Consider the following 26644-nt stretch of genomic DNA (forward strand, 5'->3'; position numbering starts at 1 on the left):
CAATGCTAATGTACCTGCAGCTTATTTTCCCTGATTATCACTGTCCGATTCTTCGTCAATATCCTCATCAGAATCGGGGTCGTATTCTCTATAGCCGTGGGCATCGTCGTAATAGTATGAACCGCTAAACTGTTCGGCATATTGTGGCTTATCATCGCCGTGACCCGTGTTCGGCGATCGCGGATCGTCATTCGGACTCTGCAAAAAGTCCTTTGATGGTCGTTTTCGGGCGGTATTACTCATTTCTGTTGCCTATCCGACGATTATATACGATTATTTATCGACTCCACTTGCGTGCGACTCGTCATGAAAAAAGAAACCTTTTTTTTGAAGCTCTTTGCTCTCCTTGCACTTTCTTTTTCGGTGCATCTGGTCGTCAGCGGCCAGACGCTTACCGTGCGCCAGATCATGGCTGAGCCATCGATCGCGGGTCAGCGGGTCGAAGGCGAAAGGCTTTCGCCGGATGGAAAGAAGGTCATTTACTTATGGAATGCCGAAGGCAAGATGCCGCGCGATCTTTATTTGGTGCCGACAGACGGAAGTTCGCCACCCGTTAAGATACTGAGCCCTCGCGACCTTCCTATTCCTACGCCGTCGCCGAGCCCGGAAAACAAACTGAACTATGGCTTAGAGATCCGTGACCAGTTCGTGCGAGACCGCGAAAATCAGCTTGGCAGCGTCGAATGGTCGCCTGATTCGAAGAAACTGGTATTTTCGCATTCGGGCGATGTTTACGTCATTACCCTAGGCGAAGCGAAACCAAAGCGATTTACCAAGACCCAATCTCCCGAGTTCGGAGCCCGCTTTCTCAGCAACGAACGAATTCTCTATATGCAGGGCGGCAACGTGTACGTGCTGAACACGGCCGACGCGACCGTAGTTCAACTCACGAAAGAGGCGAATCCGCAGCAAAACATCGGCGTCGGGGCGGTCACACCGAGCAAAGACGGCAAAATGCTCGCTTATGTTGTAACGGATAGCTCGAAACAGCGCGGGCTGATAGTTCCGAATTACCTGCCCGAATTTGCCGTCGCGAACACATTTCGCCGCGGTTGGACGGAGCAAAAGGTCCTGGTTGTACCTACTGACGGCAGCCGCGATTCGGCGTTTGAGATCAAATTGCCAAGATCCGAGGGCGTCTCGAGTTTTCGCCGTATGGTCTGGGCCGCGGACAATCGCTCGTTGATAGTTGACCGATTGGATAAAGACACCAAACGCCGCCAGCTTTTTTACGTTTACAATGTCGGCAGTAAAGACGAAAGGGTGATATTAATCACCGAGGAGACCGACGAAAAATGGCAGGCTCCGCTTTCAACGATCTTCGAGCCAAACCCAAAGAACCCGGCTCAGCTTTTCTTCGGCTCCGAACGCGACGGCTACAACCATCTCTACCTCGCTACGCTCGAGGCAGACACGCGGGGCGCGGCGAGTGTTTCAGATCCGAATGCGAGAGTCGCCGAAGGCTCGCCTGGTTACACATCAAACGTAAAGATCGAACAGCTTACAAAAGGCAACTGGCAGGTAGAATGGGCAAAGTGGATAAATGGTGCTCGACTGATCTACATGTCCACAGAGAACGGTTATCTCACTCGTACTTTTAGCCAGTTCGAAGTCTCAAGCCGGCAAAAGGTTGAGTTCTTTGGGGACAGTGGCAATCCGAGGATGATAACCGGGCCACAATTATCGGAGAATGACGAACCATTCTTGATCTTTGAAGCTTCAAGATGGAACGAACCCGGCGAGTTGATGAGGGTGAAGGCCCATTGTCCTGTTGGTCAACTCTCGACCGGAGGATGTCCCCAGATCCGAATTCCGGACTTTGTTACTCAAACCACTCCGAAAGATTTCGGAAACAGAAGATGGACAGAACCAAAATTCATCGAAATAAACTCAAAGGATGGCAAGAAGATCCCGGCAAAGATATATCTACCGCCCGGCCATGACCCCAAGAAGAAATACCCAATGGCGATATTTGTTCACGGTGCGGGTTACTTGCAGAACGTTATCAACGGCTGGAACAACTATTATCGCGAGTTCATGTTCAACGATATGCTTGCTAAGAAAGGCTACGTTGTTTTGGACATTGATTTTCGCGGATCGGCCGGTTACGGACGCGATTGGCGAACCGACGTTTATGATTTCCTCGGCGGCAAGGATTTTGACGATCACATCGATTCGATCGATCACATGGTCGCCAACTACGGCGTCAACCAAAGCAAAATTGGTGTTTACGGGGGCAGCTACGGCGGCTTTATGGCAGGAATGCTGGCTATGCGGGCTCCTGAACGGATTGCGGCGGCAGCGGCGTTGAGGCCTGTTTTCGATTGGAAGAACTATTACGCTGCCAATCCATTCTACACGGCCCAACGACTTGGTTTTCCTGAGAAAAATCCCGAAGCATACAAGCGCAGCTCGCCGATATCTTATGCGGACAAACTCGAACGCCCGCTTTTGATCCTGCACGGAATGGCCGATGACAACGTCCACGTTCAGGATTCAGTTCAGCTGATCGAAAAGCTAATTCGGCTAAACAAAACACAGTATTTCGACGTGATGTTCTATCCGTCGGAAAATCACGGCTTTATCCGACCCGAGAGTTGGGCCGATGAATACGAACGCATTTTGTTGTTGTTTGAGAAACATCTTAAGTAAATGGACATTCGTGAACGGAAAATGGAGAATGTTGCGATGGCTCTCGATTTTAGAGGCCGGATCATCCGTTTTTCATTATGCGCATCTTAGTCACCGGCGGTGCCGGTTTTATCGGCTCGCATCTGTGCGAGCGGTTGCTGAACGAGGGGCATGAGGTCGTATGTCTCGACAACTTCTTCACCGGTCGAAAAAGCAATGTTCTTCACCTGCTGGATGACCGTAATTTCGAATTGATCCGTCATGACGTTACCGAACCGATATTGCTCGAAGTAGACCAGATCTATAATCTTGCCTGCCCGGCGTCGCCGGTCCATTATCAGTACAATCCGGTCAAAACGGTTAAGACAAGTGTGATGGGAGCGATAAATATGCTTGGGATGGCCAAACGTGTTCGAGCAAGAATACTTCAGGCGTCGACAAGCGAGGTCTACGGCGATCCATTGATCCACCCGCAAACCGAGGACTATTTCGGGAATGTCAATCCGATCGGGCTAAGAAGCTGTTACGATGAAGGCAAACGCGTCGCCGAAACACTGATGATGGATTACCATCGTCAAAACGGGGTCGACACGCGCATCGTTCGCATTTTCAATACTTACGGCGAGCGAATGCTTGAGAATGATGGCCGGGTGGTCTCGAATTTTGTCGTCCAGGCCCTTCGAGGCGAACCGTTGACGATCTATGGTGACGGCTCGCAGACACGTTCGTTCTGTTATGTCAGCGATCTCGTCGACGGCATTATACGCCTTATGAATGCCGAGGCGGACGATATACATCTACCGGTGAACATCGGAAATCCGGGTGAGTTCACGATGAATGAACTCGCTTCCGAAGTCGGCTTCGCCACCGGAATGCAGATCTCGATCGCGTACTTCCCGTTGCCGAAAGACGATCCAAAACAACGGCGTCCCAACATAGAGCGTGCAAACAGACTTCTCGATTGGGAACCAAAAGTCCCCCTAGCTGAAGGTCTGAAAAAGACCGTGGAGTACTTTTCAAATACGATAAAGAACCTGAAATGAAGATTTTAATTACCGGCGGAGCCGGATTCGTCGGCAGCCATCTTGCAGACAAACTGATCGCCCAGGGGCATGAGATCACGGTGATCGATGATCTCTCAACCGGTCGCTACACTAACATCGCCCATCTCGAAGGCGCCGATCGTTTTCGTTTGATCATCGATACCGTCCTCAATCAGAGCTTGATGGAAGACCTTATTAGGGAGACCGATCGGGTCTACCACATGGCAAGTGCGGTCGGTGTCCGCCTTATCATGGAGCAGCCTGTGAAAACGATCGAAACGATCTTTCACGGCACGGACGTCATCCTGAAGTTCTGTTCACGGTATCGAAAGCGTGTCCTGATCCCGAGCACGTCTGAGGTTTATGGAAAAGGTGCTTCGGTGCCGTTTCGTGAGGAAGACGACCTTCTGACGGGAGCGACCGATAAGCATCGTTGGGCATATGCGTGTGCGAAGACGCTCGACGAATTTCTCGCCCTCGCACATTGGAAGGAATCGCGGCTGCCGGTCGCTGTCGTCCGTCTTTTCAACACAGTTGGCCCTCGGCAAACCGGTCAATACGGAATGGTGGTGCCGCGATTTGTTCAAGCCGCAATAAAAAACGAACCGATAACGGTACACGGTGACGGTACGCAATCGAGATGCTTCGGACACGTCGGCGATGTCGTTGAAGGGCTCGCAAAGATGCTTGATATACCTGAGTGTTTTGGCCAGGTCGTTAATCTCGGTAACGAAGAAGAAGTCTCGATCAAGGCTCTTGCCGAAAGGGCGATCGAATTGACTGGCAGCCGAAGCGAGATCCGGTACTTGAGCTATGACGAGGCATATGGAGACGGTTTTGAGGACATGCGTCGACGCGTACCAAGCCTTGAGAAAGCCAAGCGTTTGATCGGTTACCAGCCAACCCGGACGCTTACTGACATCATCAATGATGTTGCAGCGGAATATCGCAATGAGGTCGGGACCGCAAATTCAAATGGCTAAATTGTTTCACTTAAGAATTCGTAGCCTGATCGTTGTGGGAGGTGTGCTGGTGGTTTTCGCGGCATTTGCTCAGGCTGCATTTGCTCAGGGCGGAATAAAGGGCAAAGTGCGGAACAATAGAGGTTCTGGCATCCCAAATGCTTCAGTAACCGCTCGGCTGGATGGAAAAGACATCAAGACGGTAAAGGCCGACGAAAAGGGCGAATTTGTTATGACGGGGCTGTCATCAGCGACCTACAGTGTGCTTTTTGACGCCTCAGGTTATGCTCCCGGGGTCATGTATGGGGTTGAAGTTAAAAACAGCACGCGCGACCTCGGGAGCCGTTTGATCCTAATGCCCGATCAGGGAACGCAGGTCATAGTTCGCGGCAGCGTTTTCTACCGCGAAGGGACAAGTGTCACCGGAGCGAAGGTCGAGTTGCGTCAGATCAATGCTGATGGTTCGACGAAATTGATCGGAACGGTCTACACGAACATCAGCGGAGATTTTTCCTTCAGACGCCCCGAAGGCGTCGCAAAGTATCGCGTCACAGCTAGCTTTAAAGGGGTTTCCGGATCGAAAGACGTCGAGGTCGACAATCCCGCGATCTACCGAACAGCCATAACTCTGGATCTGCCTCGTACTGAGAAATAAAAATGCCGGCAAAACCGGCATTCCTTGTCGCTTACAATTCACGACGTCAATTAATTGTCTCTGAGATCTCGTCAGGTGCATGTGCGGCATTCATATTGCCTGCATCCGTAACGATCAGCGGCATCTCCTCAAGCACAACAGTGTCTGCGATCGTCTGGATCCAATAAGTTCCCGCGCTCGGAAACACGACGTTCACAAAAAAGCTGACATTATCAGTAAATCCGCCGGGTGCGAGTTCGATCGCGGTCGGCTGCGACGTTACGACAAGATTTGATCGGTCCGGCGAAAGGATCCGAACCTCGGTCTGATGATTTCCAGTGCCGGTCCAATGGTTGATCACAGCAAACTTGATCAGGGACACCGGCAGTTTCTCGACCATGATGTTTTGAAAGATACCCATTAGCGAGATCTTGTTTCCCATCTCGATTCGAACGTCGTCGCACAATAACGTGTAAATTAGCTTTAGATTTGCGGTTTGCATTTCGATGTTTGTTTAGAATTCCAATGGGCGTACCTTTCCACGTAACAAACGGCTTGGATAATTTGTTTCGTTCCGGAATTCGATCTTCGGAACGGGCGATCCCGCATCCCAATTCAACGCTCCCCGTTCAGAAAGCAGCCCAAAATATAGACACACCTAAATATTTGCTTTTAATCCGAATCCGGTCAAGGTTATAATTTCATTAAACAGAATTTCGACGATCGGTACCGCCATTATCCGGCGTCTGCTTTTGGGATCGTTCTTACTGTAGTCACCAAGTCTTCGATTATCTGAAATGCTCTACTACGTATTGATAGGACTTTCGCTTGTTTTGACGGGTGTTGCTGGTCTGCAAATGGCCTACATGTTCTATCTCGACCGGTTGGATAAAGACCGAAAGAAACGCTTAAGACACCTCGAACGCAGATGCAAAAGCCTCACGTTGAGGCTCGAGCAGGCTGAATCGAGGATCGAAGAGCTGAACATTGTGCTGGAACTGCATTATCGAGACCAGAACGATGAGGAGCAGTGGGCCGACGTCATCGATGACCGTTAGTCTGCGACCTCGAGTTTGACGATCGTAGCGCCCCAACCGCCGGAAAATTCATCCCCGGATCTGAAACTTCTTACAAACTTTGTATCTCGCAAAACCGACCTCACGATCTCGCGCTGAACTCCGACACCTTTACCGTGAATTATCCGCACGATGGAGAAGCCTCTTTTCCGCGCTTCTTCAAGATATGCCGAAGTAGCCATCTTCACTTCGCTCGGATGGAAAGAATGCAGATCGATCGAATCTGTGATCTCGATATCGACGGTTTCGGGAAATGGGTTTTCTGCGGGATCTTCAACCATCACGCGACATTATAGGTTCGCCAACAGTTCCCCTTATTTCTTGGCGGGCTGCTGGTATTGCGCTACATCTTCAGGCGGCGTCACACGCATACGGTTGCGGTCCCTGAATACTACGAAGCGCTTTTCGTCCATTCGGCCTTCAGGATGCCGAAGCTGAATTGTAAAGGCCTTATTGTCACCCTGCCCGTCCACGCGGAGCGGCAGCGTACCCCACACTTCGCCCTGGGTTCGCCATGCCGTGTAAAAAGATTGATCGTACTTATCAAAAGCAAGAACAAGTATCCCGTCGAAATCAGGCTCGACCCCATCGATCGGTTTTGAAATATTTGTCCGGGTCAGGATCACCCAGTTTCCGGGAGTTGCCGAGCGGTCCGTTGAAACTGTCTTAGCCGCAGATTCAGTATCCAACCGCTGCCAAGTGACAAACTTGCGATTGTTTTGTTGAAAGAAGACTATATCGCTAGGAACACTCAGCTCGACCTGGCGGCCAAACAGCCACCCTGCCGGCGCCGGTGAAACCGATGGATCGAGCCTCACGAGGTACCAAATATCGTACTTTTCATCCAACTTCTCGGGTTCACCAGCGATCCGTGCGGCTTCGATCTCCTCATCCTTGTCTTTTGCGGCCGACTTCTTCTCACCTTTGGCAGCGTCGTCGATATCGGCGACCTCCTGTTTCGGAACAAAATTCCAATCCATGATCTCAAAGGTCGATCCGTTCGCCAATCGAAACAAAACGTTCTCCGGACTCATCTCGGCAGCTAAACGCAGATTCGAGGCCGCACGAAGCTTTCCGGCGGCCTGAGGCGGCTGCTCCTTGAATTGCTCGGCGAGCTTCTGAGATCTCTCGAGCGTTTCGTTGGTGATAACGTTCTGAGCTTCGATCCAGCCCTCAGTGTTTTCCTCGTCTCGCGCCCGCACGCGATACCAAAGCACCTTCTCGAACTCCATCTGATCGATCACGTCAAGCCGATCCCCGCGTTTCACTTCAAGCAGGTCCGCCGCAACAACCGCATAAGACGTTCGTATCTGTGCGGTCTTTGCAATGACGATCGCAGTATCAGAAAGTCCGACCACATTCGAGAGTCCGCTCACCGTTGAATCCAATAGACTGCAACCCGTCTGAGTGACTAACGAGACGGCAACGAATAATATTGCAATGAGTCGCTTCTTCATTTCTGCTCGCGGGACAATTTCCGCCAGTTATTATAACCCAAGCGATCAAGAATTGCTTTTTGGCGTGCGGTTAGCTTTGCGGCGACCTTAAATCCTGTCTGGGGCCCTCTTCCGGTGCCCTCGATACCTGCAAGCTTGTTGATCTCACCGAGGTCGATCGATTCGTTCCCGCGGACAAAACGATCGAATACTTTACGCAGACCCGGTCGCGAATCTACTGCTGCAAAGATCGCCGCATTTGCGTCGGTCGATGGGGCCGGGTGTTGGTGTTCAGAGTAGATCTCGCCAAGAAAATCGCCTATCGACACTCTGCCGTTAGACTCTGAAAGAAGCGCGATGTCCGCTCTGAATGCTGCAATAAGGCCACGAGCATAGATCTCAGTATTTCTTCCCGACCATCGATTCGAAGAGACCTCGATCAACGGGGCCCGCGTACCCTGCCCTGTATCGATCGCATGGGCCCGTCCAAGAGTGGCAAGAAAATCTCCGAAGCCGATCCGATTCAAAGCAAGGCCGGTCTTCAGTGATTGATACAACGCGAAACCCTCGTAAAACCAATCGTATGGCCCGGTTAGCGAAATACCATTCGGTATCCAAAGGTGAAACAGCTCGTGCCGCAGTTGTTCGTGAAGTCGCTGAAGCGACTGCGTGCGAAACGCCATATCGGATGAGACGATCGAAACTGTCCGGCCTCGAGTCTCGGCATACCATGTGCCGAACGGTACGTTGTCTCCTGGACGCGATAATACGACGGTAAACGGTCGGGTTGATTCTGTACGAAACAAATGTCTGTATTCGCCATAGATCTCATTGACAAATCTAGACGCCTCAACATCCGTAAAGAGCCAGTCACCAGACAAAAGCAATTTTCCTGGCGTACCCGAGACGGCGATCGATCGCCAACCGGGGCCGATCGGGATCACGGCTGATTCAAGATCTTCGAAGACCAATTCACGAACTCGATCTGGGCTGTTCTCCGCAAACGCCCTCCATCCTGCCGGAAGTATCAGATCGATATTTGCGATTCGCGGAGAACTTCGCTGCTGCTTAAAGGGCAGTAGATCCGCCATCATTAAGACGCCGGTTTCGCCACGGGCCCACGTTATGTGCGCTCCGGCATTTGCCTGTCTTAGAGGTTTCAGATCTACGGAATACGTCCATCGCTCGTATTCGCCTGACGCCAGATATTCGCCCGGTCCGAGTTTTCGATAGGAAACCGGTTCACCTCTCGGTCCATACAATTCGATCGAGGTTATACGGTCAGCGATCCCATCAACGCCAGCAATTGAGGTCTGGAACGAAAAATTGAGCTTATTATCGAGTACAGCTTCCGGCACAAAACGCCCGGAGACCTTTAGAACCTGGGGTCCTGCCTCGCCCATTTCGAGCGTTGCCTCTACACCCTGGCCATTGCTGTTTGTAAAGAATTGTAAAATCAACAAAAGTGAGGCAAATAAGCTCGAATTTGATGGTAAATTCTTTGACATCGAATAATCTTGGGAACTAAGATAATGGTTTACTCGTTGTTGTAACAGGCTCCTTGTTCAGGATAGAGAATATTATGAGTCTAATCAAAATCGTAATTTACGCTCTCGTATTTTTGCTGAGTCTTTTGTTTCTTGGCCGGTTTTTCTTTTGAGTCAACTGAGCCAACAAATGCGTTGCTTTAGCGGTTCAGAGCATCTGATCGCTGCCGCGGACGATAGTCATTAGAAAGTGTTGCTAACACTAGCGGTCGTCATTGACCGCTAGTTCTGTTTTGTATGAACGAACTAAGAAAGGTCAAACGGGCGCTGATCAGCCTTTCGGATAAAACAGGAGCGGCCGAATTCGCTCGGGCGCTTGCCTCGCTTGGTGTACAGATTATCTCGACCGGAGGCACAGCTAAAATGCTCCGCGAGCATGGACTCCAGGTCACCGAAGTCGCTGACCTAACCGGCTTCCCGGAAATGATGGACGGCCGTGTGAAGACGCTGCACCCAAAGATCCATGGAGCATTCCTGGCACTTCGTGATAATCCCGATCATATAGCCGCAATGGCTGCGCATGGCATTGAACCCATCGACATGGTCGTTATCAATCTTTATCCCTTTGAAGAGACGGTAGCGAAGACTGGCGTTGGCCTCGAGGAGGCAGTGGAAAACATCGACATCGGAGGTCCGGCGATGATCCGTTCGGCGTCAAAGAATTGGCGCGATGTAGCGGTATTGACCGACTCACGGTTGTACGACGAAGTTATCGAAGAAATGAAAGCAAGCGATTGCTCGTTATCGGTCGAAACGCGTCAGCGGCTTGCAACACTCGCATTCACACGTACAGCTGCTTATGACCTGGCAATTTCGTCGTATCTTGCGAAACAGCTTTCGAACGATGAGCTCGATCGGTTGGAGCCGTTCAACCCGCTCGGCGATCTGGTATTTTTCACGCCGGAAGAGGATGATCCCGAAAATGACGAAGAGTCGATCGATAATGATCCGGAGTCAAAATTTCAGAGCATCATTGAACTCACATTGAAAAAGCACGCAGATCTTCGGTATGGCGAAAATCCGCATCAGAAAGCTGCATTGTACCTGACAGGTGAGACAGTTGGAATCGCCAATGCAAAGCAACTGCATGGAAAAGAAATGTCGTTCAACAATTATGTTGACGCCGAAGCCGCATGGAACTTGGTCAACGATATTGACGATCTGGCGGCTGCAATAATCAAGCATACAAATCCTTCCGGCGTGGGCATCGGCGCGACGAGCGAGGAGGCGTACCGACGAGCACTATCTACCGATCCGATCTCTGCATTCGGTGGAATCGTCGCTTTTAACCGCGAGGTCGATATCGGCGCTGCGGCCGCCGTCAACGAAGTATTCACAGAGGTCGTCGTCGCCCCCGGTTATACTGTTGACGCAATTGAACTTTTCAGGACAAAGAAAAATCTCCGGGTGATCAGGGCAAAACCGGGGTCATCATCGGGCGTTGAGTTCGAACAGATCAGCGGGGGCATGCTGGTTCAGGAAAAGGATGGTCTCCGGATCTCGATCGATGAGATCAAGATAGTAACCGAAAAACAGCCGACGGAAATGGAACTTCGATCAATGATATTAGCGTGGCGGGTCTGTAAACACGTCAAGTCAAACGCTATAGTCATCGCAAACAACGTTCAGACGATCGGAGTGGGTGCCGGACAAATGAACCGCGTGGATTCAGTTCGCATTGCCGCAATGCGCTCGGAACGTTTCGGACTTCCTTTGATCGGGGCCGCACTGGCATCTGATGCTTTTTTTCCATTTCGTGATAACGTCGACGAGGCCGCAAGCATTGGCATTTCGGCGATAATTCAACCGGGCGGATCTATAAAGGACAAAGAATCGATCGCGGCAGCTAACGAACACGGTATTGTGATGGCGTTCACCGGAATCAGGCATTTTAAGCACTAGTGTTCAAATTTGTTAGTTAATGTAATACTTTAATAAACACTTGACATTGTGGATGCGATCCTATAGCATAACTATATACAGCACAACTGAAGGAACGCCCGGTTGGGTTCGATTGCATCGAACCTGCCGGGTTTTTCAGTGCGACCGGCGGGCCGTCTCAATATCACGAACTCGGCAAAATCGGTAACTTCGGAGTCGCAGACCTCAAGAAATTGGCATTTGACGCATGCCAAATTGTCTTTCGCGATCAACTGTGACCAATTGCTCAAGGCAGGAATGTTTCGATCCCGAGTTTATGACCATCGCTCGAGATCGAAACTGTACCGCGATCTCCGGTCGTGATCACCTGTGCTCCAACCGCTCGCCAACGTTCGACGACCTCTGAGTGTGGGTGGCCGAACATCGATCGCCGACCGACCGGAATGACGGCAATGTCCGGCCTAACCGCGTCTATAAATGCCTGAGTAGACGACGAGCGACTCCCGTGGTGCGGAACCTTAACGACGGAGGAGGAAATTGTCTGAGACTCGTATAATATCCGTTCCTCAGCTTCTTTTTCTATGTCGCCCGTAAAGAGAAAGGAGTGCTCACCGAAAACGATCCTGATGACGACGGAGTCATTATTGTCCGAAAGACCTGTGAACCGATCCTCCGGAGGCCAGATCACTTCGACCGTGACACCATCAACATTGATTCGGTCACCCGTTTTTACTTCACTGACGGGTACGCCTCTACGAATCGCAGAGTCGAGCAAACGCTGTAATTCAATGGATGAACCCCGCGTCGGGCCGCGAATGACCTTTCCGACTCGGAAGTTTGAAACTACGTCTGATAGCCCGTCCGCATGATCTGCATCAGCATGCGTAGTCAGTAAAAGATCGACACTAGAGTAACCCTTCTCCCAAAGGAATTCAGAAACTACGATCTCACCGATCCGCGGCACGTCGGGCTCAAATCGCTCATCATCATCGGAGTCCGCACCATAATCGGGTCGGCCGCCTCCGTCGATGAGCAATGTGAATCCATTCGGAAAAGTCACAAGCGCGGCATCGCCCTGTCCAACATCAAGATAGTCAACGATGAGCTTCGCGTTTGGAGTCGGTTCGCTGTAGGGATGGAGCACTATCGTCGCCGCAAGTACGGTCGCGGAAAGAAACGATAAAGACAATGTCCCGAACGACGGCCTCGGATCTTTTGGAGTTGATCTGAATGGTTCCCAAACATATGCCATCCCGGCGAAAAACAGCAATGGTGCAAAGTAAACAAAATATATGATCTCCATTGCCCCCGAGTATACTGGTACCCGCAGATCGGCCCATTCGTTCATGACAAAGATCCGTTGTCCGAAGATGAGAAGATCATTAAGTAATTCCGTTATCCGCACGAACGGTAAAGAAAGCGAGTTGCTGAATTGACCCGCCGCAGTTGCAACTACAGCGACAATGCTCTCTATGGCCAATAATACGCCGACCCAAATATTCAGAATCAGAGCAGTCAGTGAAACGCGATGAAAGTAGACCACTGACAATGGCAGCAGCCAGATCTGAACGACAGTCGAAACGAAAAGTCCCTCAAAAACCCTGGAAACAATACGCCGCATGCCCTCACGTCCGAACCACGAGGCTTGCTGCCATTTGAATAGCCTCGCCGACCAGACTTGCCGACCAAGATCGATCCGCCATGCGGCTTCGTTCCAGTAAAGCAACTCGCAAAACCATTTCACCGGTTTCGGGCAAATAGGTGGAAATGGCCTTTCCGCGGTCGGAAACCACGAACCGATCAAGCGCAGCTTCTGGATCATTGGAAACGCAAATGCAACGATCGATGCAACACTTATGAACGTCAGCTGAAATGAAGGATTGAAAAGGTCTGACGGTTTCCAGAAAAGTAATAGCAATCCACAGCCACCTAGAGCATTGAGCATCGATGCGTTCCGATAGATCACGCGTGCAAACAGGATGATAGTGAACATTGTCGCTGCACGAACGACCGGCGGTTCGGCTCCGACGACAAGTGCGTATATCCACAAAAACACGACCGCTAGTCCAAACTGGATCCTCCGGTCACGAGAAAATGTGCTGACGATCACTACGATGATCCCGCCAATGAATGTTATGTGAAGGCCCGAGATGACAAGGACGTGAAATGTACCGCCCTGCCGAAATACTTCTGCTGTCTCGCGATCAAGGAAGAATTTATCTCCAAGCGTCGACGCGATCAACACTCCGGACGTTTCTGGGCTAAAACGAACACGCATGTCTTCGATCAGCACGCGGCGCAGGTCATATGCGATCCGAAGGGGAGCGATCCCGTTCGCTTCTGAAAGAACTTCTATAAGCATCGGGCTTTTTATCGTTCCCGTTGCATCGATGCCCTGATGATCGAGGATCAGTTTTCGACTACGAGTGCCCGGATTCCGAAATCGCTCGTCGCGTTCCAAAGCTGTCGCCACACGAACCCGATCCCCTTCCCCGAGATCCAGTCGTTCGAGATCGAGCTTTGCATCCGCTTCGGAAACCGAAATGAAAAGCCTGACACGACCTGAAACGCTTAACACGCGGTCCCTGTACGTCACATTCTCACTGTCGATATCTATGACCGATCCTTCGTAGGCAGGCTCGGGCCCACTGACGATCCGTCCGGTCACCTCGAGTGGATCGCCCGATGGTATTTGGCCGTTATCATAGATCGCCTTCAATCTATCAGAACCAATAGAAAGCTGTTCGAGGTGAAAGACCACGGATCCCAGCCCGATGAAGGCCGACAGGCAAAACACTATCGCGAATTCTCGTTTGAGGAGGACAAGGCACAGCAACGCAAATAATGCAGTCGCGATCGTTGAGGTATAAAGGGAAAGCCAACCGAAACCTGCAAACGCAATTCCCAAGGCAAATGCAGAACCGATCCAAATCAACGGACTCAGCGAGAATTTGCTTGGGGTCGGCGCATTCTTCATCTCAACGGTCATTCAGTTCGGACGAGGTGACGAATGCGGCGAAACCGGGCGTCGCTGATGCCCTTTATAAACATAAGGTTCTCGGGCCTTCGAAATTTTCCGTGCGTAGTGCGAAATTCGATAATTCGATCAGCAACAACGGCACCTACGTACGGCAGCCGTTGAAGTTCTTCTTTGCTCGCAGTATTGATATTTACCGCTTGCGGCGAGATCTGCAGGGGCTCTACAAAAGGCTGTTTCGAGGCCGGACGAACAGATGAACAACCCGCACTAATAATAAGCAGCGTCGACCAGACAAACACCGACAAAAGAACAGAAAAGCTGTAAGGTTTGCACCTACTTCTATCGTCCATTTCTTTGCATCTTATATGTGCAAAATGCTAAAAGTGCCCGTGTTACAAAGACTTGAACTAATTAACATTGCGGAAATTGACCACTTTTCCACAGAAATTGTGGAAATCAGCGTTGATCGGTCATGACCAGCACAAGCCGACCCCATAACATTAAAGGTTGAAACTAGATCCTGCCCCGCTTACCAAAGCCGATATCGTCTATTTCTCCATTTCAGAAAGATCCTGGAGATCGTCATACGCTTTTTGTAGCACCGGCCTTGCGCGAGTACTTCCGTCCATGTCGCCGATATAGCCTTCCCTGACCATAGCGTCGAGGATCGCGGCAGCGCGTCCATATCCGATCCTCAAGTGCCGCTGCAGAAGTGATGTTGATCCCCGCTTTGCATTTACAACACATTTCAGTGCATCAAAGAACAGCGGATCGCGGCGTCCTGGCAGATCGTCCGATTCGTCCAGTTCATCTTCACTTTTGGTGATCGTCGTATCATAGTCGGGCCTGCCCTGTCGTTTGATATGTTCGACGATCTTGCCGATCTCTTTCTCGTCCACAAAAGCTCCGTGGACACGAAGAACCTGCGAACTGGCGGGCGGTAAGAACAGCATGTCGCCGCGACCCAGCAATCCTTCTGCACCGTTGGCGTCAATGATCGTTCTTGAATCGACCTTTGACGAAACGCGGAATGAGATCCGGGCAGGAAAATTGGCCTTTATCAACCCGGTGATGACGTCGACCGAGGGCCGCTGTGTCGCGAGGACGAGATGGATCCCCACGGCTCGCGCCATCTGAGCAAGCCGAGTGATCGAATCTTCCACCTCTTTACCACTGACCATCATAAGGTCAGCGAGTTCATCAATTATGATGACGACATATGGCAGTATACGGTGCGGATCGCCGTTGTCATCCCACTGTTCCAACGAGTTTCGCCGGCGGGCCTCGAGGTTATAGCCGTCGATATTTCGCACGCCGTATCCGGCAAGGTCCTTATATCGGCGCTCCATTTCGGTCACTGCCCATTTCAGAGATATCGCCGCTCGTTTCGGGTCCGTTATTATCGGTGTCGCAAGATGCGGGATATCAGCATAAACGCCGAGCTCAAGCCGTTTCGGGTCGACCATGATGAACTTGACCTCGTCGGGTTTCGCTTTATATAGGATCGAAACGATCAGTGAATTCACACCGACCGATTTGCCTGCCCCAGTGGCACCGGCGATCAGTAGATGCGGCATCTTGGCCAAGTCGGCAACATAATTGTGCCCGTCGATCGTCTTGCCGAGAGCGATGGTCAGCAATGACGCCGAATCGCGAAACTTCTTAGATTCGATCACGTCGCGCAAGTAGATGGTCTCCCGCCTCTGATTCGGAACTTCGATCCCAACAAATGCTTTTCCCGGTATGCGGTCTATCCTGATCGATTCGGCTTGCAGCGCGAGGCATAGGTCGTCGACCAATCCGGTCACACGTGAATACTTTACTCCCGGGTCAGGCTTGAATTCGTACGTCGTGACAACTGGGCCAGGATTGATATTTTCAACTCTTCCGGATACATTAAATTCGCGCGTTTTCTCGATAAGCGAATCGGCGATCTTGATCAGCTCTTTTCGTTTGTGTTCGATATGAGGCGGAGCGGGAGTGAGGAGTTGAGAGCTTGGCAATACATATCGTTCGAAGGCGTTCGCAGACGACCCGATCTCGATCTCGCCTGGCTCTTCATTGAATTCCGGAGTGTCATTATTGTCCGCGCCGAGATCGCCGGTGGTCTTTGGCGGCGTGATCGGAATATCTAAAGACTGGCCTTTTGCAGTTTCTGACGATCGACCGGCCGCTGCCACCGCAGCCAATTCGTTTTCGGCAATTTCCGGAACTTTGACGGTGGGCGGAACATCATTTTCATCTTCGGCTGTTATGTTTGCCTCGTTCGTGGAAAACGGGTCAAAACTGCCTGTACCGGTCGTTGTTTTCTCGACCGCCTTCGTCTTCCTCGCATCTCCGATCGTAATCGTCGGAGCGTCGATCGTCACCTTGCCACTTCGCGATTCGCGACGCTTTTCGAGCCGTTCTTTAGCAATATCACGTCTCTCAGCCTTTGCCTTGAGCCGTTTCGCGTTCCATTCGTCGAAATGGATCTTGAAGTTTTGACGGGCGACATCGAAATGCCCCCAGAAACCCAAAAAGGTAAGGTCGGTAATCAGCAGAAAGGCAACCGTGAAAAAAGCGGCAAGCAAGATCACAGCGCCGACCGTGGACACGAGGATGAGGGCGTAATACGCAACAAAGCCACCTATCAATCCACCATGCCAGCCCGCAAGATTTGCCAAAGCAGCAGCCGATGTAACAAATAAACCGAATCCGATTATCCGATGTATTTTGGGCCTTAAATTCTCAGACTGAAATACCCGCCAGGCGATCAACGCCAGAAGAGCCGGAAAAATATATGCCACGACACCGCCGATCGACAAAAGGAGTTCGGCAAAATTGGCACCGACCACTCCGATCCAGTTCCGCACGTTCTGTGACGATGCGGTGTTGAAGGTCGGGTCGCTCGGACTGTACGAAACAAGGCAGAGAAAAATCAGAACAGCTGCGGCGAGCAGAATGACGGCCACTACCTCATTCATTCGCGAGTGCTGTTTGCCAGCCGCATTTCGGCGCTTCAACAAAGTAGTGCCATCGTCGAGGCAAAAATTCAGCTCATCGTCGCGATATGTCTTGTTACATTTTGGACAGATCTTCATTCGACGTCTAGATATCAGCTATCTGTGCTCATTGCCCTGCCTGCTCTTCTGAACTGCAAATACGCCGCGATGAATCCGTCGATATCACCATCGAGGACAGCATCGACATCGGTTACTTCAAATTTTGTCCGCGTGTCCTTAACCAAACGGTACGGATGCATTACGTAATTCCGGATCTGCGAACCGAATGAAATATCCAGCTTGGTCGACTCGTGCTCGGCCGCGTCCGCACGGCGTTTCTCGAGTTCGATCTCGTAAAGTTTTGATCGCAGCACGTTCATCGCCACGATCCGGTTCTGCAGCTGCGAGCGTTGGTTCTGGCACGTCACTACCGTGTTCGTGGGAATATGGGTGATGCGAACAGCGCTGTCGGTGACGTTGACGTGCTGGCCGCCTGCACCAGACGAACGATAAGTATCGATCCGAAGATCCTTATCCTCGATGTTCACTTCGATATTCTCGTCGATCTCTGGCGAAACGAACATCGATGCAAATGACGTCTCACGGCTGCCGCCGGAATTGAACGGCGAGATCCGCACCAACCTATGAACGCCCGCCTCGGCAGAAAGCAGACCGTATGCGTAATCACCTTCGACACGAAACGTCGCCGACTTGATACCCGCCTCGCTTCCCGATTGTTCGTCGAGGATCTCGACCTTAAATCCCTTTCGCTCAGCCCATCGTATGTACATTCGGAGCAACAACTGGGCAAAGTCCTGCGCATCAGTTCCGCCCGCTCCGGCCTGTATCGAGCAGATCGCGTTATTTGTGTCCGTCTCGCCAGAAAGAAGCGTTTGGACCTCGGCTGCGGACACCTCCTTTTCAAGGCTGCCGATCAGCGTTGCAAGTTCTTTTGCGGAATCAACATCTTCCGCGGCAAATTCAAAGAGCACTTCAGCGTCGGAAACCCCGGTTTCGAAATTCTTCTGTTGCTGCAGAGCTTTTTCGATCCGGCTCCGCTTGCCCATCACCTTCTGTGCGGCGGCAGAATCGTTCCAGAATTCCGGATCGGAGATCTGGGCCTCAAGCTTTGCCAATTCGGCTTCTTTCGCAGGCGCGTCAAAGAAACCTCCCAAGTTGGGTAACTTTCTCTTTTATCTCTTCGTATTTTGTCTGTAATTCTGTAATTTCCATTGCTACTTATCGCTTCCGGCATTCGCGATATATTGTCTGATGCCGAGAAATGTATTCTTCCAACCCAATTCACAAGCTGCGAAAAACTCATCTGCAGCCGGTTCACACGGAAATCCGGTTTGTTCGGCCCGTAGAATGCAACCGTCGTCGGCGGTCTCTATTTCAAAGGACGTCAACGCATCATCAGCAAACTTGAACGGGAGCGAGCCCGACTTTGCGTAATAATGGCCAAACTTCATCGACATCCGACGCGGCGGGTCAAATTCGACAAGCGTTGCGCTGGAAATAAAGTCCGGATCGTCCTCTTCACCCCAAGAAGCCGTCCAAATTCCATCTTTGCGTGCGTCGACGATCGCTCTCGATGCTCCCCACCATTGCCTGATCGCCGAGGGTGTGATCAGCAGGTCGAACATCCTCTCCGCGGCGACGTCGAACGATTCTTCGTGGGTATGCGAACGTGTTTCAGGGCCAATCGCCATATTTGACCGTACTCAACCGTTTATCCATTTGATCGGCGGATAATTAAGGGTCTGTAATTCCCGCCCAAAAGCTCGTCGCGTTCGTATCCGGATCGGCTTTCTTCGCTCGGTAAGGCGCTTTCCGAACGGATGACGATGACGCTGCCGATATAGAGAACCGACGCGGGGCCCGCGATCGCGAGAGTCCATTCAAATTGACGGACGTCCTCGTCGAAAAAACGTATATCCGAGGAGCCAGAGAGACACAATCGAACACAGCCATGCGAACCAATCGCCGTATTTCACGTAAAACGTTTGCGAGCCATCCGATTTTGCCACCGACCAAACCCTCATATCCTCAGTATAAACCGGAGCCGCATCCAGCACCTCCCCGCGTTCATTTATATACGCAGTGATGCCGACATTCGTAACACGCAGCACTGGCCGGTTCGTCTCGACCGCCCGGAAGACCGCATTCGCGAGATGCTGCCGCAGCACAGGCGTCGGGCCAAGGTAACCGTCATTCGTCATTTCAATGATCACATCGGCGCCATTCTTCGCATACTCCCGCGAAAGCTGGCCGAAGTGCGATTCGAAACAAATCATCACACCCGCCTTCGCATCACCGAGCGGAAACAGGTCGTGTTCCGAGCCGTAAGAAAAGCTGCCTACAAACACAGGCACAAAACTCTCGAACGGAACCGGGACGGCCTCGCCGAACGGAAGCAGGTAAATCTTATCATACTGCGCGACCTCGCGGCCCTGTTGATCGACCATCACGGCCGAGTTAAAGAACTTGCCGTTCGACCGATCCGGTTCGGCCGAATTGAAGAGCACTGAGACGTTGTTCTTCTTAGCAAAACCATCGATGAATGACTTTGTTTCAGGGTCGTCCTCGTACATGAAGTTCATCGGCGATTCGGGAAAAATCACAATGGTCGGCAGTCGTCTGTCCGTCGCCGGCCGTCCTTTCGATTCAGCCAATGCAGATTCGGCAAGATCGATATGCCGCAGGCGAAGTTCCCGCCATTTTTCGAAGGTCAGCCCGGACATCGGAACGTTTGGCTGTAGAGCGACGACCGTCGCTGAACGATCATTCTTTGCAATCGATCGAATGCTGTCGACAAAGAAACTTAGAAGCAGGATCCCGGCTAACCATATTCCTATTGGAATTGAACCAACCAGGATCTGCTTCAGAGTGCGCTGGGAAAATACCAACAGTAAGGCCGATGAAACAAAGATGCAAAACCAACTCACAAGCAAAACGCCGCCAGCCTTTGACACGAAGATCAGAGGTTCGGAGAACGCCTGCGAATATCCGACCGCATTCCAATTATTTCCCGTCAACCAATACCGTGCGAACTCTGTGAATACCCAAACGAACGGAACCGAAAGAAACGCGGATGACCCGTAACGCATCAGCAAACGCGCCGTTGCTGCCGCAAATATACCGGGAAAAATGGCGGCCGCCGAAGTCACGATGAACAGTAAGAAGTAAGCCAGCGGTCGGGGAAACCCGGCGTAGTTGATCGGAGCGAACGTCAACCACCAACACGTGCCGAAGAAAAACACGTTACCGAAAAGCCAGCCAAGAACGAACGACTTGAAGATGGATTCTCTCTCACGTTCGATCGCCAAAAGCAACGGCACAAACGCGAACCACGCCGTGAACCACCACTCAAACGGCGGGAATGCAAATATCAACAGCAACGCCGAGGTAAGGGCCAGCAAAACACCCGTCCTTTCCGCAGCAATTTTCTTTCTAAGTCGGCGAATCACGTTAGAAGTTTATCAGAATTTTCCTTTCGGCCTTTATGCCGGATTCCAAGTGTGAGGACACAGGCTCACAGATCGAAAGATCGCAGTCAAAAGGAAAACCATACCAGGCAATGTCAAATTGAAAGAGTCCCGACCACTTTGACCGAGGGACCCTTCAAATTGCACAAATTTTGTCATACCGAAAATGACAAAATCCGTCATTGGCCGAAACTATGGGACCGTTGTCAGGTCAAACTGAAATATCCCGCGGTCTTTCAGCAAGCAAACCGCTCAACTTGAACGCAAGATCGAGCATTTTACTAAATGTCCTGTAATCTTCGATTTAAAAGAAGGTGAGCCCGGTCGGTTTCGACCAGGCTCATATAGGAAGGACAACTGAAGGAACGCTCGGAAGGGTTTCAAGCACAGTGGCAAACCGCGCTCGGAGAAGTGTTGGCGGCGGGGTCTTGATCTTCCGGATCAAGCTAGCCGCTTTCTACTATGCATCTACTGTGCCAAAACTTCCGGCTTCCAAACGACCATTCAAAGAACTATTTCAGAAAGCTGCTATCTCGTTATTTCTTATGAGGTTACGGCGATCCGTGGCATTGATCCATTGAATCCCATTCGATCTAATCTGCGACGACTGACGATCTCAGGCTTACACTATTTGGAACATCGAGCCGCTTGTCTTTGCAGTCCGTTTGCGTCTTGATTTTCTTTGTCGATCTCTAATGCAGCAGCAGCATAAGTGCGCGCCTGTTGGCAATCACCGCGCTCGAGGTATATTTTACCGAGCGAAACGTGTCCGTCGATTAGTCGGTTATCCCAAAATAGAGCCGTCTTGAAAGCACTCGCCGCCTGATCGCGGTCGCCGCGTCGAAGATGGATCTTGCCCAATATCAAATAGCTCTCTGCGCTCATCGGTTCGCTGACGAGAATTCGGCGAATAACGGCCATCGCCTCATCGTCATTGGCATTTTTGTACAACGTCCTCGCCTGTACCAGCAGAGCCTCTGTCGCGTTGAGAGGAGCCTGCGGCTGCTCACTGCTACGCTGGCTTAAAACGACACTCACAAAATCCCTTCGCTGAGGCTGTTCGACTCGTAAATTTATCTCCGATATACCTTTTGTCCGACCCCATTCGCGCTCAAGCATTGCGTAGCGGTTTCCCGAGGTCAACATTAAACGAGCTTGATTGTCGACACCGGCTGCCGTCGGGTCTTTCAACTCGGCAAGCGACTTGGAGAGCACATAGTAGGCTTCGCCGTCACGAGCATTCGCGGAGATCACGGCCCTAAGTTGTTCCGCAGCACGCAGGTGATCGTTATGCAAGTAAAGGGCGATCCCGTAATTGAATCGAATACCCGAATCATCAGGTGCCGATTCGGCCGCTTTTTTCAATAAGTCGACCCCCTCGGTGAGCAATGCCGCAGCCCTCGCCTGGTCCTTCTTTTCAGCACGCGATGCCTCGACCGCAATGGCTCCGAGCATATTGTAAACACTTGTGATCTTGAGGTCGTCTGCCAAGGGACGAAGAACGCCCAAGGCCTGCTCATAGTTCGCCTGCTGCCAACGGATCACACCTATGTAAAATGAAGCTTCGGCGAAACTCTCATCATTACACTGCGATATCTTGTTTTCCCCTTTGGCCTTTTCGCGACAGATCTGATTCGTATTTACAACTCGTTCAAATGAATCGATCGATTCGGCATACTTCCGTTGACCAAGGTAGAGGTGTCCAAGTTCTAACGCCGCGTCTGCAAATGCGCCATCAGAACCTGAATCTGCGTATAGCTTGATCGCATTCTTAAAGTAGTTTTCACGAATTTCGGGGGTTTGTGTAAGCAATCCTTTGATGTATGCCTCGAAAGCGCGAGCAGGAACCTTGTTAGCTGATTCGATCAAAGCATTTTGCGAAAATGGCAGCGCTTTATCGCGTTGATAAAGTATCTGATAAGCGATTTGGCCTTGTATCGTCTGCAGGTTGCCGAGTGCGTCATTCAGTGCGATATCACGAGTGATCCTTCGGCCATCAGGCAGTTCCTCGCTTAAGAACCTGCCTTCGATAACCCGAATTATCCGTGCAGTGATATTGATCGTCGCGGCAACATCGTCCTGTGCCGGGACAATGTTGTATCTGCCCGATATCAGTAGCGTAGCCCCGCTTTCGCGTGCGAGCCGCAGCGACGTCGCGAGACTTGGGATACTTGTCAGCGGGATCCGGAGCCTTTGTTGAATGATCTTTCGCTCGCTGTTCGATACGACGTTAAGTCCGGGTACTCTTAGCAGATCTGAAAGTGAGAGGGCAAAACTCTCACCGACCCAGTTGAACTCCGGCCTGTTCGAGGTGTTTTCAAACGGCAGTATGATGACTGTATCGCCCACACGACTCGGCGACTGGGCGAACATAGGTAAAGCAGCGGCCGCAATTAAAAATAGACATGAGATCGATTTCTTGAACATTCTCCACCTGAAAAGCAAAAAATTCGCTTGGTTCTCAAGCGAATCTTAACAGAGTATGATGCAATCGCTGCGTATAAAGATGGTATCCGGTACGGGATTTGAACCCGTGTTGCCGCCGTGAAAGGGCGGTGTCCTAACCCCTAGACGAACCGGACACACAAACAATGTGCGTATTACGCACCGCCTGTAGGCCGTGATCAGCCGGGCCTAGGCGAACAAGAAGAATACCTTTTTGGAAAATTTGTTGTCAAACTAGCTGATACATGTTCCTACTGGCAAGACCGAAATATGCTGAGATCGAGGCGTACCTAGCTGCAGCTGAAAGCACCACATTCTCCTATCTGGATATCGGCGCTACTCAAACGCATCCTCCAGACGGTTATGTCGTCGACCACAATCGGGTTCAGATAGGGCGGGGTTTTGAAGACTGGGACCGGGCAAAACATGCGGTCCGTAAATGGAAAATGTTCGATCTCGGATGGGCTGAACTGCTTTTTACCGACACGCCCATCGAGAAAGATAGGATCGTTGCCATCCTCGTAAACCATTTCGGTTTCTATTCGCTCAATGCAGCCCGAATCGTCTTTACGATCAACGAGCGGAGCCGCTTTGGGTTTGCTTATGGCACTCTAACCGATCATGTCGAATCGGGCGAAGAACGCTTCATGGTTGAGATCAACGAACGGACCGGCGAGGTTTGGTATGACCTCTTTGCCTTTTCGCGACCAAACCATTTATTGGCAAAACTCGGCTACCCGCTGACCCGCCGACTCCAGAGACAATTTGCATCAGATTCCAAGTCAGCGATGCTTCGCTCTATGGAGATAATCAGATAAGATTAACGAAAATGAAACGCGTATTCTTGATCGATTCGATGTCTCACATCTTTCGGGCTTATTTCGCTCCGATGGGTGCCAGACAGGAACCCTTACGGAACAGTAAGGGTCAGGTAACTCAGGCCGTATTCGTTTTTACGAATATGCTTCGTAAGCTGATCAATGACGAAAGGCCCGACTATATCGCTGCAGTTTTCGACACTGCGGCCCCGACATTCAGACACGACGCATTCGAAGCATACAAAGCAAACCGTGAGGCAATGCCGGAAGACCTGGCCGCTCAATTGCCCTTTATTGTAAGGGTTTGCGAGGCATTTAATCTTCCGATACTTAAGTACGACGGTTTTGAGGCCGATGACATCATCGGCACGCTTGCAATAAAGGCAGCTGAAAAGGGACTTAAGGCGGTGATCGTTTCAAACGATAAAGATCTCTGTCAGCTGGTCCGTGACCCTAATATCGTTGCAATGCGCCAGAATTCAAACAACATGAAGCGGAAAGTACCGGTTCCGCCGATCGAGTGGTGTGACGAGGCATGGGTAGAAAGGAAATTCGGTGTTCCGCCGTCCAAGATCATTGACCTGCTCGGCCTAATGGGTGATTCGATCGATAATATTCCCGGGGCACCTGGTATCGGGGAAAAGGGTGCGTTAAAGCTAGTCTTGGAATACGGCTCTGCGATCGGTGCGATGGAAAATGCCGCGAAGGTCACACATAAGACATATCGCGAGAGCCTGCAGAATAATCAAGATTTAATTCGGCAGTCGCTTGAGCTTGCTACAGTGCATTGCGAGGTTCCGATCGATCTCGACCTCGACCGATTGAAATTCCGAGAGCCCGATCGTTCAAAGGCCTATGAACTTTTTCGCGAACTCGAGTTCAATACTCTCACCAAGGAGTTTTCAGATGCAGCCACACTTTTCGATATGCACGAACCGGCGGGAGGTGGCGAGCGGGTCGAACAAATTTACCAGTCAATTCGAACACGAACCGAACTTGACGGTTTGATCCGGAAGTTGTGGGAAAATGAACGGTTTGCGTTTTATGTTGACGATTCGAACGAAGCTAAGTGGCATAGTGCGTTCGACAAACTTCCCCCACTCGGAGTGGCCATTTCTTATTCGCCCGGCATTTCAGCGTATATCGATCTCGCGAACTTTGAAGGAGGCGCGCAAGCCGCATATCGGCAATTAGCAGACACGTTTGCCAACCCGTACCTCGAAAAACTTACTCACGACTTCAAAAAGAATCTATCCGTTTTGCGCAAAATAGGAGCCGAGATCAATTCGGTCACCGATGACATAATGATCGCCTCGTACCTGCTCGATTCTGGTCGGCCCCATCACGAGATCGAGTTTCTCGCACAAAACCATCTTGACGCTTATCCGCAAAACTCAAATTCTGAGGGATTTACGGCTTCCGGGTGGCAAGCAGCTACGCGCGCGGACTGGGTCTTTCGGCTTGCGCCGTTGCTCCGTAAGAAGATCGTTGCTGATGGCCTCATTAATGTCTACACTGAGATCGAGATCCCGGTAGCACCGATCCTGGCAGACATTGAGACGTCCGGAATGAAGGTCGATGCAGAAGCGCTACACAAATTCTCCGAGTTCATTTCAAAAGAACTCGATGCCCTCCAGCTAAAGATCTTCTCGATCTCGGGTCGCGAGTTCAATATTGGCTCGCCAAAACAGGTCGGTGAGATCTTTGAGGAACTGAACATTGCCACCGGGAAGAAGACCGCCACGGGACAGATTTCGACCAGCAAAGACGTTTTGGCGGAACTCGCCGCCGATTACGAGATCGCCCAATTTATAATTGATTATCGAGAACTCGACAAATTAAAGGCGACATATGCCGATGCTCTTCCAAAGATGATAAACACCGATGGCCGCATCCACGGTGTCCTTAATCAGACTGTGGCTGCGACCGGTCGACTAAGTTCAACGGAGCCGAATTTACAGAACATCCCGGTCCGAACGGAACTCGGACAACGTATTAGAAAGGCCTTCATTCCGGAAAGAGGCAACAAACTGATCTCCGCCGACTATTCTCAACTCGAGCTTCGTATACTTGCCCATATAACCAAAGATCCGGTAATGCTTGAGGCCTACCAAAACAACGAGGACATTCATGCGAAGACCGCCCGGCTTGTTTTTGGTGCAACGGATGAAAAAGATCTGAAAGAAAAACGCCGCCTGGCAAAGATCGTCAACTTCGGCATTGCCTACGCGGTCGAAGCGTTCGGGCTCTCGCAGCGTGTCGGCATTTCGAAACAGGAGGCGCGAAAGGTCATTGACGACTATTTTGCAACCTATAAGGGCATCCGAGCCTATATGGACCGTATTCCGGAAGAAGCCCGCGAAAAAGGCTATGTCACGTCGCTGTTCGGCCGCCGAAGGTATTTTCCGGGGATAAAGGACCGAAATTTCGCCGTCCGCTCGCGGGCCGAACGCGAAGCTATAAATATGCCGATCCAGGGAACCGCATCGGATATCGTGAAGATCGCGATGATAAACGTTGCAAAGGCTCTTCGTGATTCCGGACTCAAGACGCAAATGATAATGCAGGTCCATGACGAACTGCTATTCGAAGCTCCCGAGGCCGAGGTGGCTGCTGCCTCCGAAATGATCAAACGCGAAATGGAATCTGCGGCCGTTCTCGATGCTCCACTGATCGCGGAGATCGGAGTCGGGGACGATTGGATGAGTACGAAATGACA

20 protein-coding genes and 1 tRNA gene are annotated in these 26644 nt (G+C 51.1%); 8 read left to right on the top strand and 13 right to left on the bottom strand.

Annotated features, from left to right (window positions below; genetic code table 11):
* Positions 1-21: 21 nt before the first annotated feature.
* A complete protein-coding gene (locus IPM28_07100; GenBank protein ID MBK9172761.1) occupies positions 22-243 on the bottom strand; it encodes a hypothetical protein in 222 nt (73 codons plus the stop codon).
* A 63-nt stretch (positions 244-306) separates the two neighbouring features.
* Between IPM28_07100 and IPM28_07105 the strand changes: the two genes are divergently transcribed.
* From IPM28_07105 to IPM28_07120, 4 genes are all read left to right on the top strand, one after another.
* On the top strand, positions 307-2652 hold the full coding sequence (locus tag IPM28_07105) for a S9 family peptidase (protein MBK9172762.1): 2346 nt from the start codon (positions 307-309) through the stop codon (positions 2650-2652).
* A gap of 77 nt (positions 2653-2729) precedes the next feature.
* Positions 2730-3674: an SDR family oxidoreductase gene (locus IPM28_07110; GenBank protein ID MBK9172763.1), complete on the top strand. Its 945-nt coding sequence runs from the start codon at positions 2730-2732 to the stop codon at positions 3672-3674.
* The gene (locus IPM28_07115) at positions 3671-4657 is read left to right on the top strand and encodes a GDP-mannose 4,6-dehydratase (GenBank protein MBK9172764.1); all 987 of its coding nucleotides are present in this window, start codon (positions 3671-3673) and stop codon (positions 4655-4657) included. The genes IPM28_07110 and IPM28_07115 overlap by 4 nt, the downstream gene beginning before the upstream one ends.
* On the top strand, positions 4650-5291 hold the full coding sequence (locus IPM28_07120) for a carboxypeptidase regulatory-like domain-containing protein (GenBank protein ID MBK9172765.1): 642 nt from the start codon (positions 4650-4652) through the stop codon (positions 5289-5291). Before IPM28_07115 ends, IPM28_07120 begins: the two co-directional genes overlap by 8 nt.
* A gap of 46 nt (positions 5292-5337) precedes the next feature.
* On the opposite strand, the gene IPM28_07125 is transcribed toward IPM28_07120, so the two are convergent.
* Positions 5338-5772, bottom strand: a complete 435-nt coding sequence (locus tag IPM28_07125; GenBank protein MBK9172766.1) for a hypothetical protein — start codon at positions 5770-5772, stop codon at positions 5338-5340.
* 295 nt (positions 5773-6067) lie between these two features.
* On the opposite strand from IPM28_07125, the gene IPM28_07130 reads away from it, so the two are divergent.
* Positions 6068-6328, top strand: a complete 261-nt coding sequence (locus IPM28_07130; protein ID MBK9172767.1) for a hypothetical protein — start codon at positions 6068-6070, stop codon at positions 6326-6328.
* Here IPM28_07130 and IPM28_07135 read toward each other — a convergent pair.
* From IPM28_07135 to IPM28_07145, 3 genes are all read right to left on the bottom strand, one after another.
* Complete coding sequence (locus tag IPM28_07135) at positions 6325-6627, bottom strand: Smr/MutS family protein (GenBank protein MBK9172768.1); 303 nt, start codon at positions 6625-6627, stop codon at positions 6325-6327. The genes IPM28_07130 and IPM28_07135 overlap by 4 nt on opposite strands.
* A 33-nt stretch (positions 6628-6660) precedes the next feature.
* Positions 6661-7722 (bottom strand): hypothetical protein, encoded by a 1062-nt coding sequence (locus IPM28_07140; protein ID MBK9172769.1) that lies wholly within the window; start codon positions 7720-7722, stop codon positions 6661-6663.
* Between the two features lie 77 nt (positions 7723-7799).
* Positions 7800-9290 (bottom strand): hypothetical protein, encoded by a 1491-nt coding sequence (locus IPM28_07145; protein ID MBK9172770.1) that lies wholly within the window; start codon positions 9288-9290, stop codon positions 7800-7802.
* Positions 9291-9566: 276 nt separating this feature from the next.
* Between IPM28_07145 and purH the strand changes: the two genes are divergently transcribed.
* The gene (gene purH / locus IPM28_07150) at positions 9567-11231 is read left to right on the top strand and encodes a bifunctional phosphoribosylaminoimidazolecarboxamide formyltransferase/IMP cyclohydrolase (protein MBK9172771.1); all 1665 of its coding nucleotides are present in this window, start codon (positions 9567-9569) and stop codon (positions 11229-11231) included.
* Between the two features lie 265 nt (positions 11232-11496).
* Here the strand turns inward: purH and IPM28_07155 are convergent, their stop codons facing one another.
* The 8 genes from IPM28_07155 to IPM28_07190 all read right to left on the bottom strand — a co-directional run bounded on the left by IPM28_07155 (position 11497) and on the right by IPM28_07190 (position 23244).
* Positions 11497-14199: a ComEC/Rec2 family competence protein gene (locus tag IPM28_07155; protein MBK9172772.1), complete on the bottom strand. Its 2703-nt coding sequence runs from the start codon at positions 14197-14199 to the stop codon at positions 11497-11499.
* On the bottom strand, positions 14196-14540 hold the full coding sequence (locus IPM28_07160; protein MBK9172773.1) for a helix-hairpin-helix domain-containing protein: 345 nt from the start codon (positions 14538-14540) through the stop codon (positions 14196-14198). The genes IPM28_07155 and IPM28_07160 overlap by 4 nt, the downstream gene beginning before the upstream one ends.
* Positions 14541-14738: 198 nt before the next feature.
* Positions 14739-16793 carry a DNA translocase FtsK gene (locus IPM28_07165; protein ID MBK9172774.1) on the bottom strand — a complete coding sequence of 685 codons (2055 nt, stop codon included), beginning with the start codon at positions 16791-16793 and terminating at the stop codon, positions 14739-14741.
* Positions 16794-17287: 494 nt separating this feature from the next.
* The gene (gene prfB / locus IPM28_07170; protein ID MBK9172775.1) at positions 17288-18349 is read right to left on the bottom strand and encodes a peptide chain release factor 2; all 1062 of its coding nucleotides are present in this window, start codon (positions 18347-18349) and stop codon (positions 17288-17290) included.
* A 60-nt stretch (positions 18350-18409) separates the two neighbouring features.
* A complete protein-coding gene (locus tag IPM28_07175) occupies positions 18410-18886 on the bottom strand; it encodes an SRPBCC domain-containing protein (protein MBK9172776.1) in 477 nt (158 codons plus the stop codon).
* 189 nt (positions 18887-19075) lie between these two features.
* Positions 19076-20644: an apolipoprotein N-acyltransferase gene (gene lnt / locus IPM28_07180; protein ID MBK9172777.1), complete on the bottom strand. Its 1569-nt coding sequence runs from the start codon at positions 20642-20644 to the stop codon at positions 19076-19078.
* A 645-nt stretch (positions 20645-21289) separates the two neighbouring features.
* Positions 21290-23011 carry a tetratricopeptide repeat protein gene (locus IPM28_07185; GenBank protein ID MBK9172778.1) on the bottom strand — a complete coding sequence of 574 codons (1722 nt, stop codon included), beginning with the start codon at positions 23009-23011 and terminating at the stop codon, positions 21290-21292.
* A gap of 158 nt (positions 23012-23169) precedes the next feature.
* Positions 23170-23244: transfer RNA gene (locus IPM28_07190), tRNA-Glu, on the bottom strand.
* 108 nt (positions 23245-23352) lie between these two features.
* Here IPM28_07190 and IPM28_07195 point away from each other — a divergent pair.
* Together IPM28_07195 and polA are read left to right on the top strand one after the other, a co-directional pair.
* Positions 23353-23925, top strand: a complete 573-nt coding sequence (locus IPM28_07195; GenBank protein ID MBK9172779.1) for a DUF1990 domain-containing protein — start codon at positions 23353-23355, stop codon at positions 23923-23925.
* A gap of 11 nt (positions 23926-23936) precedes the next feature.
* Complete coding sequence (gene polA, locus IPM28_07200; protein MBK9172780.1) at positions 23937-26642, top strand: DNA polymerase I; 2706 nt, start codon at positions 23937-23939, stop codon at positions 26640-26642.
* Positions 26643-26644 lie beyond the last annotated feature (2 nt).

Source organism: Chloracidobacterium sp. (assembly GCA_016716305.1).
GTDB lineage: Bacteria > Acidobacteriota > Blastocatellia > Pyrinomonadales > Pyrinomonadaceae > OLB17.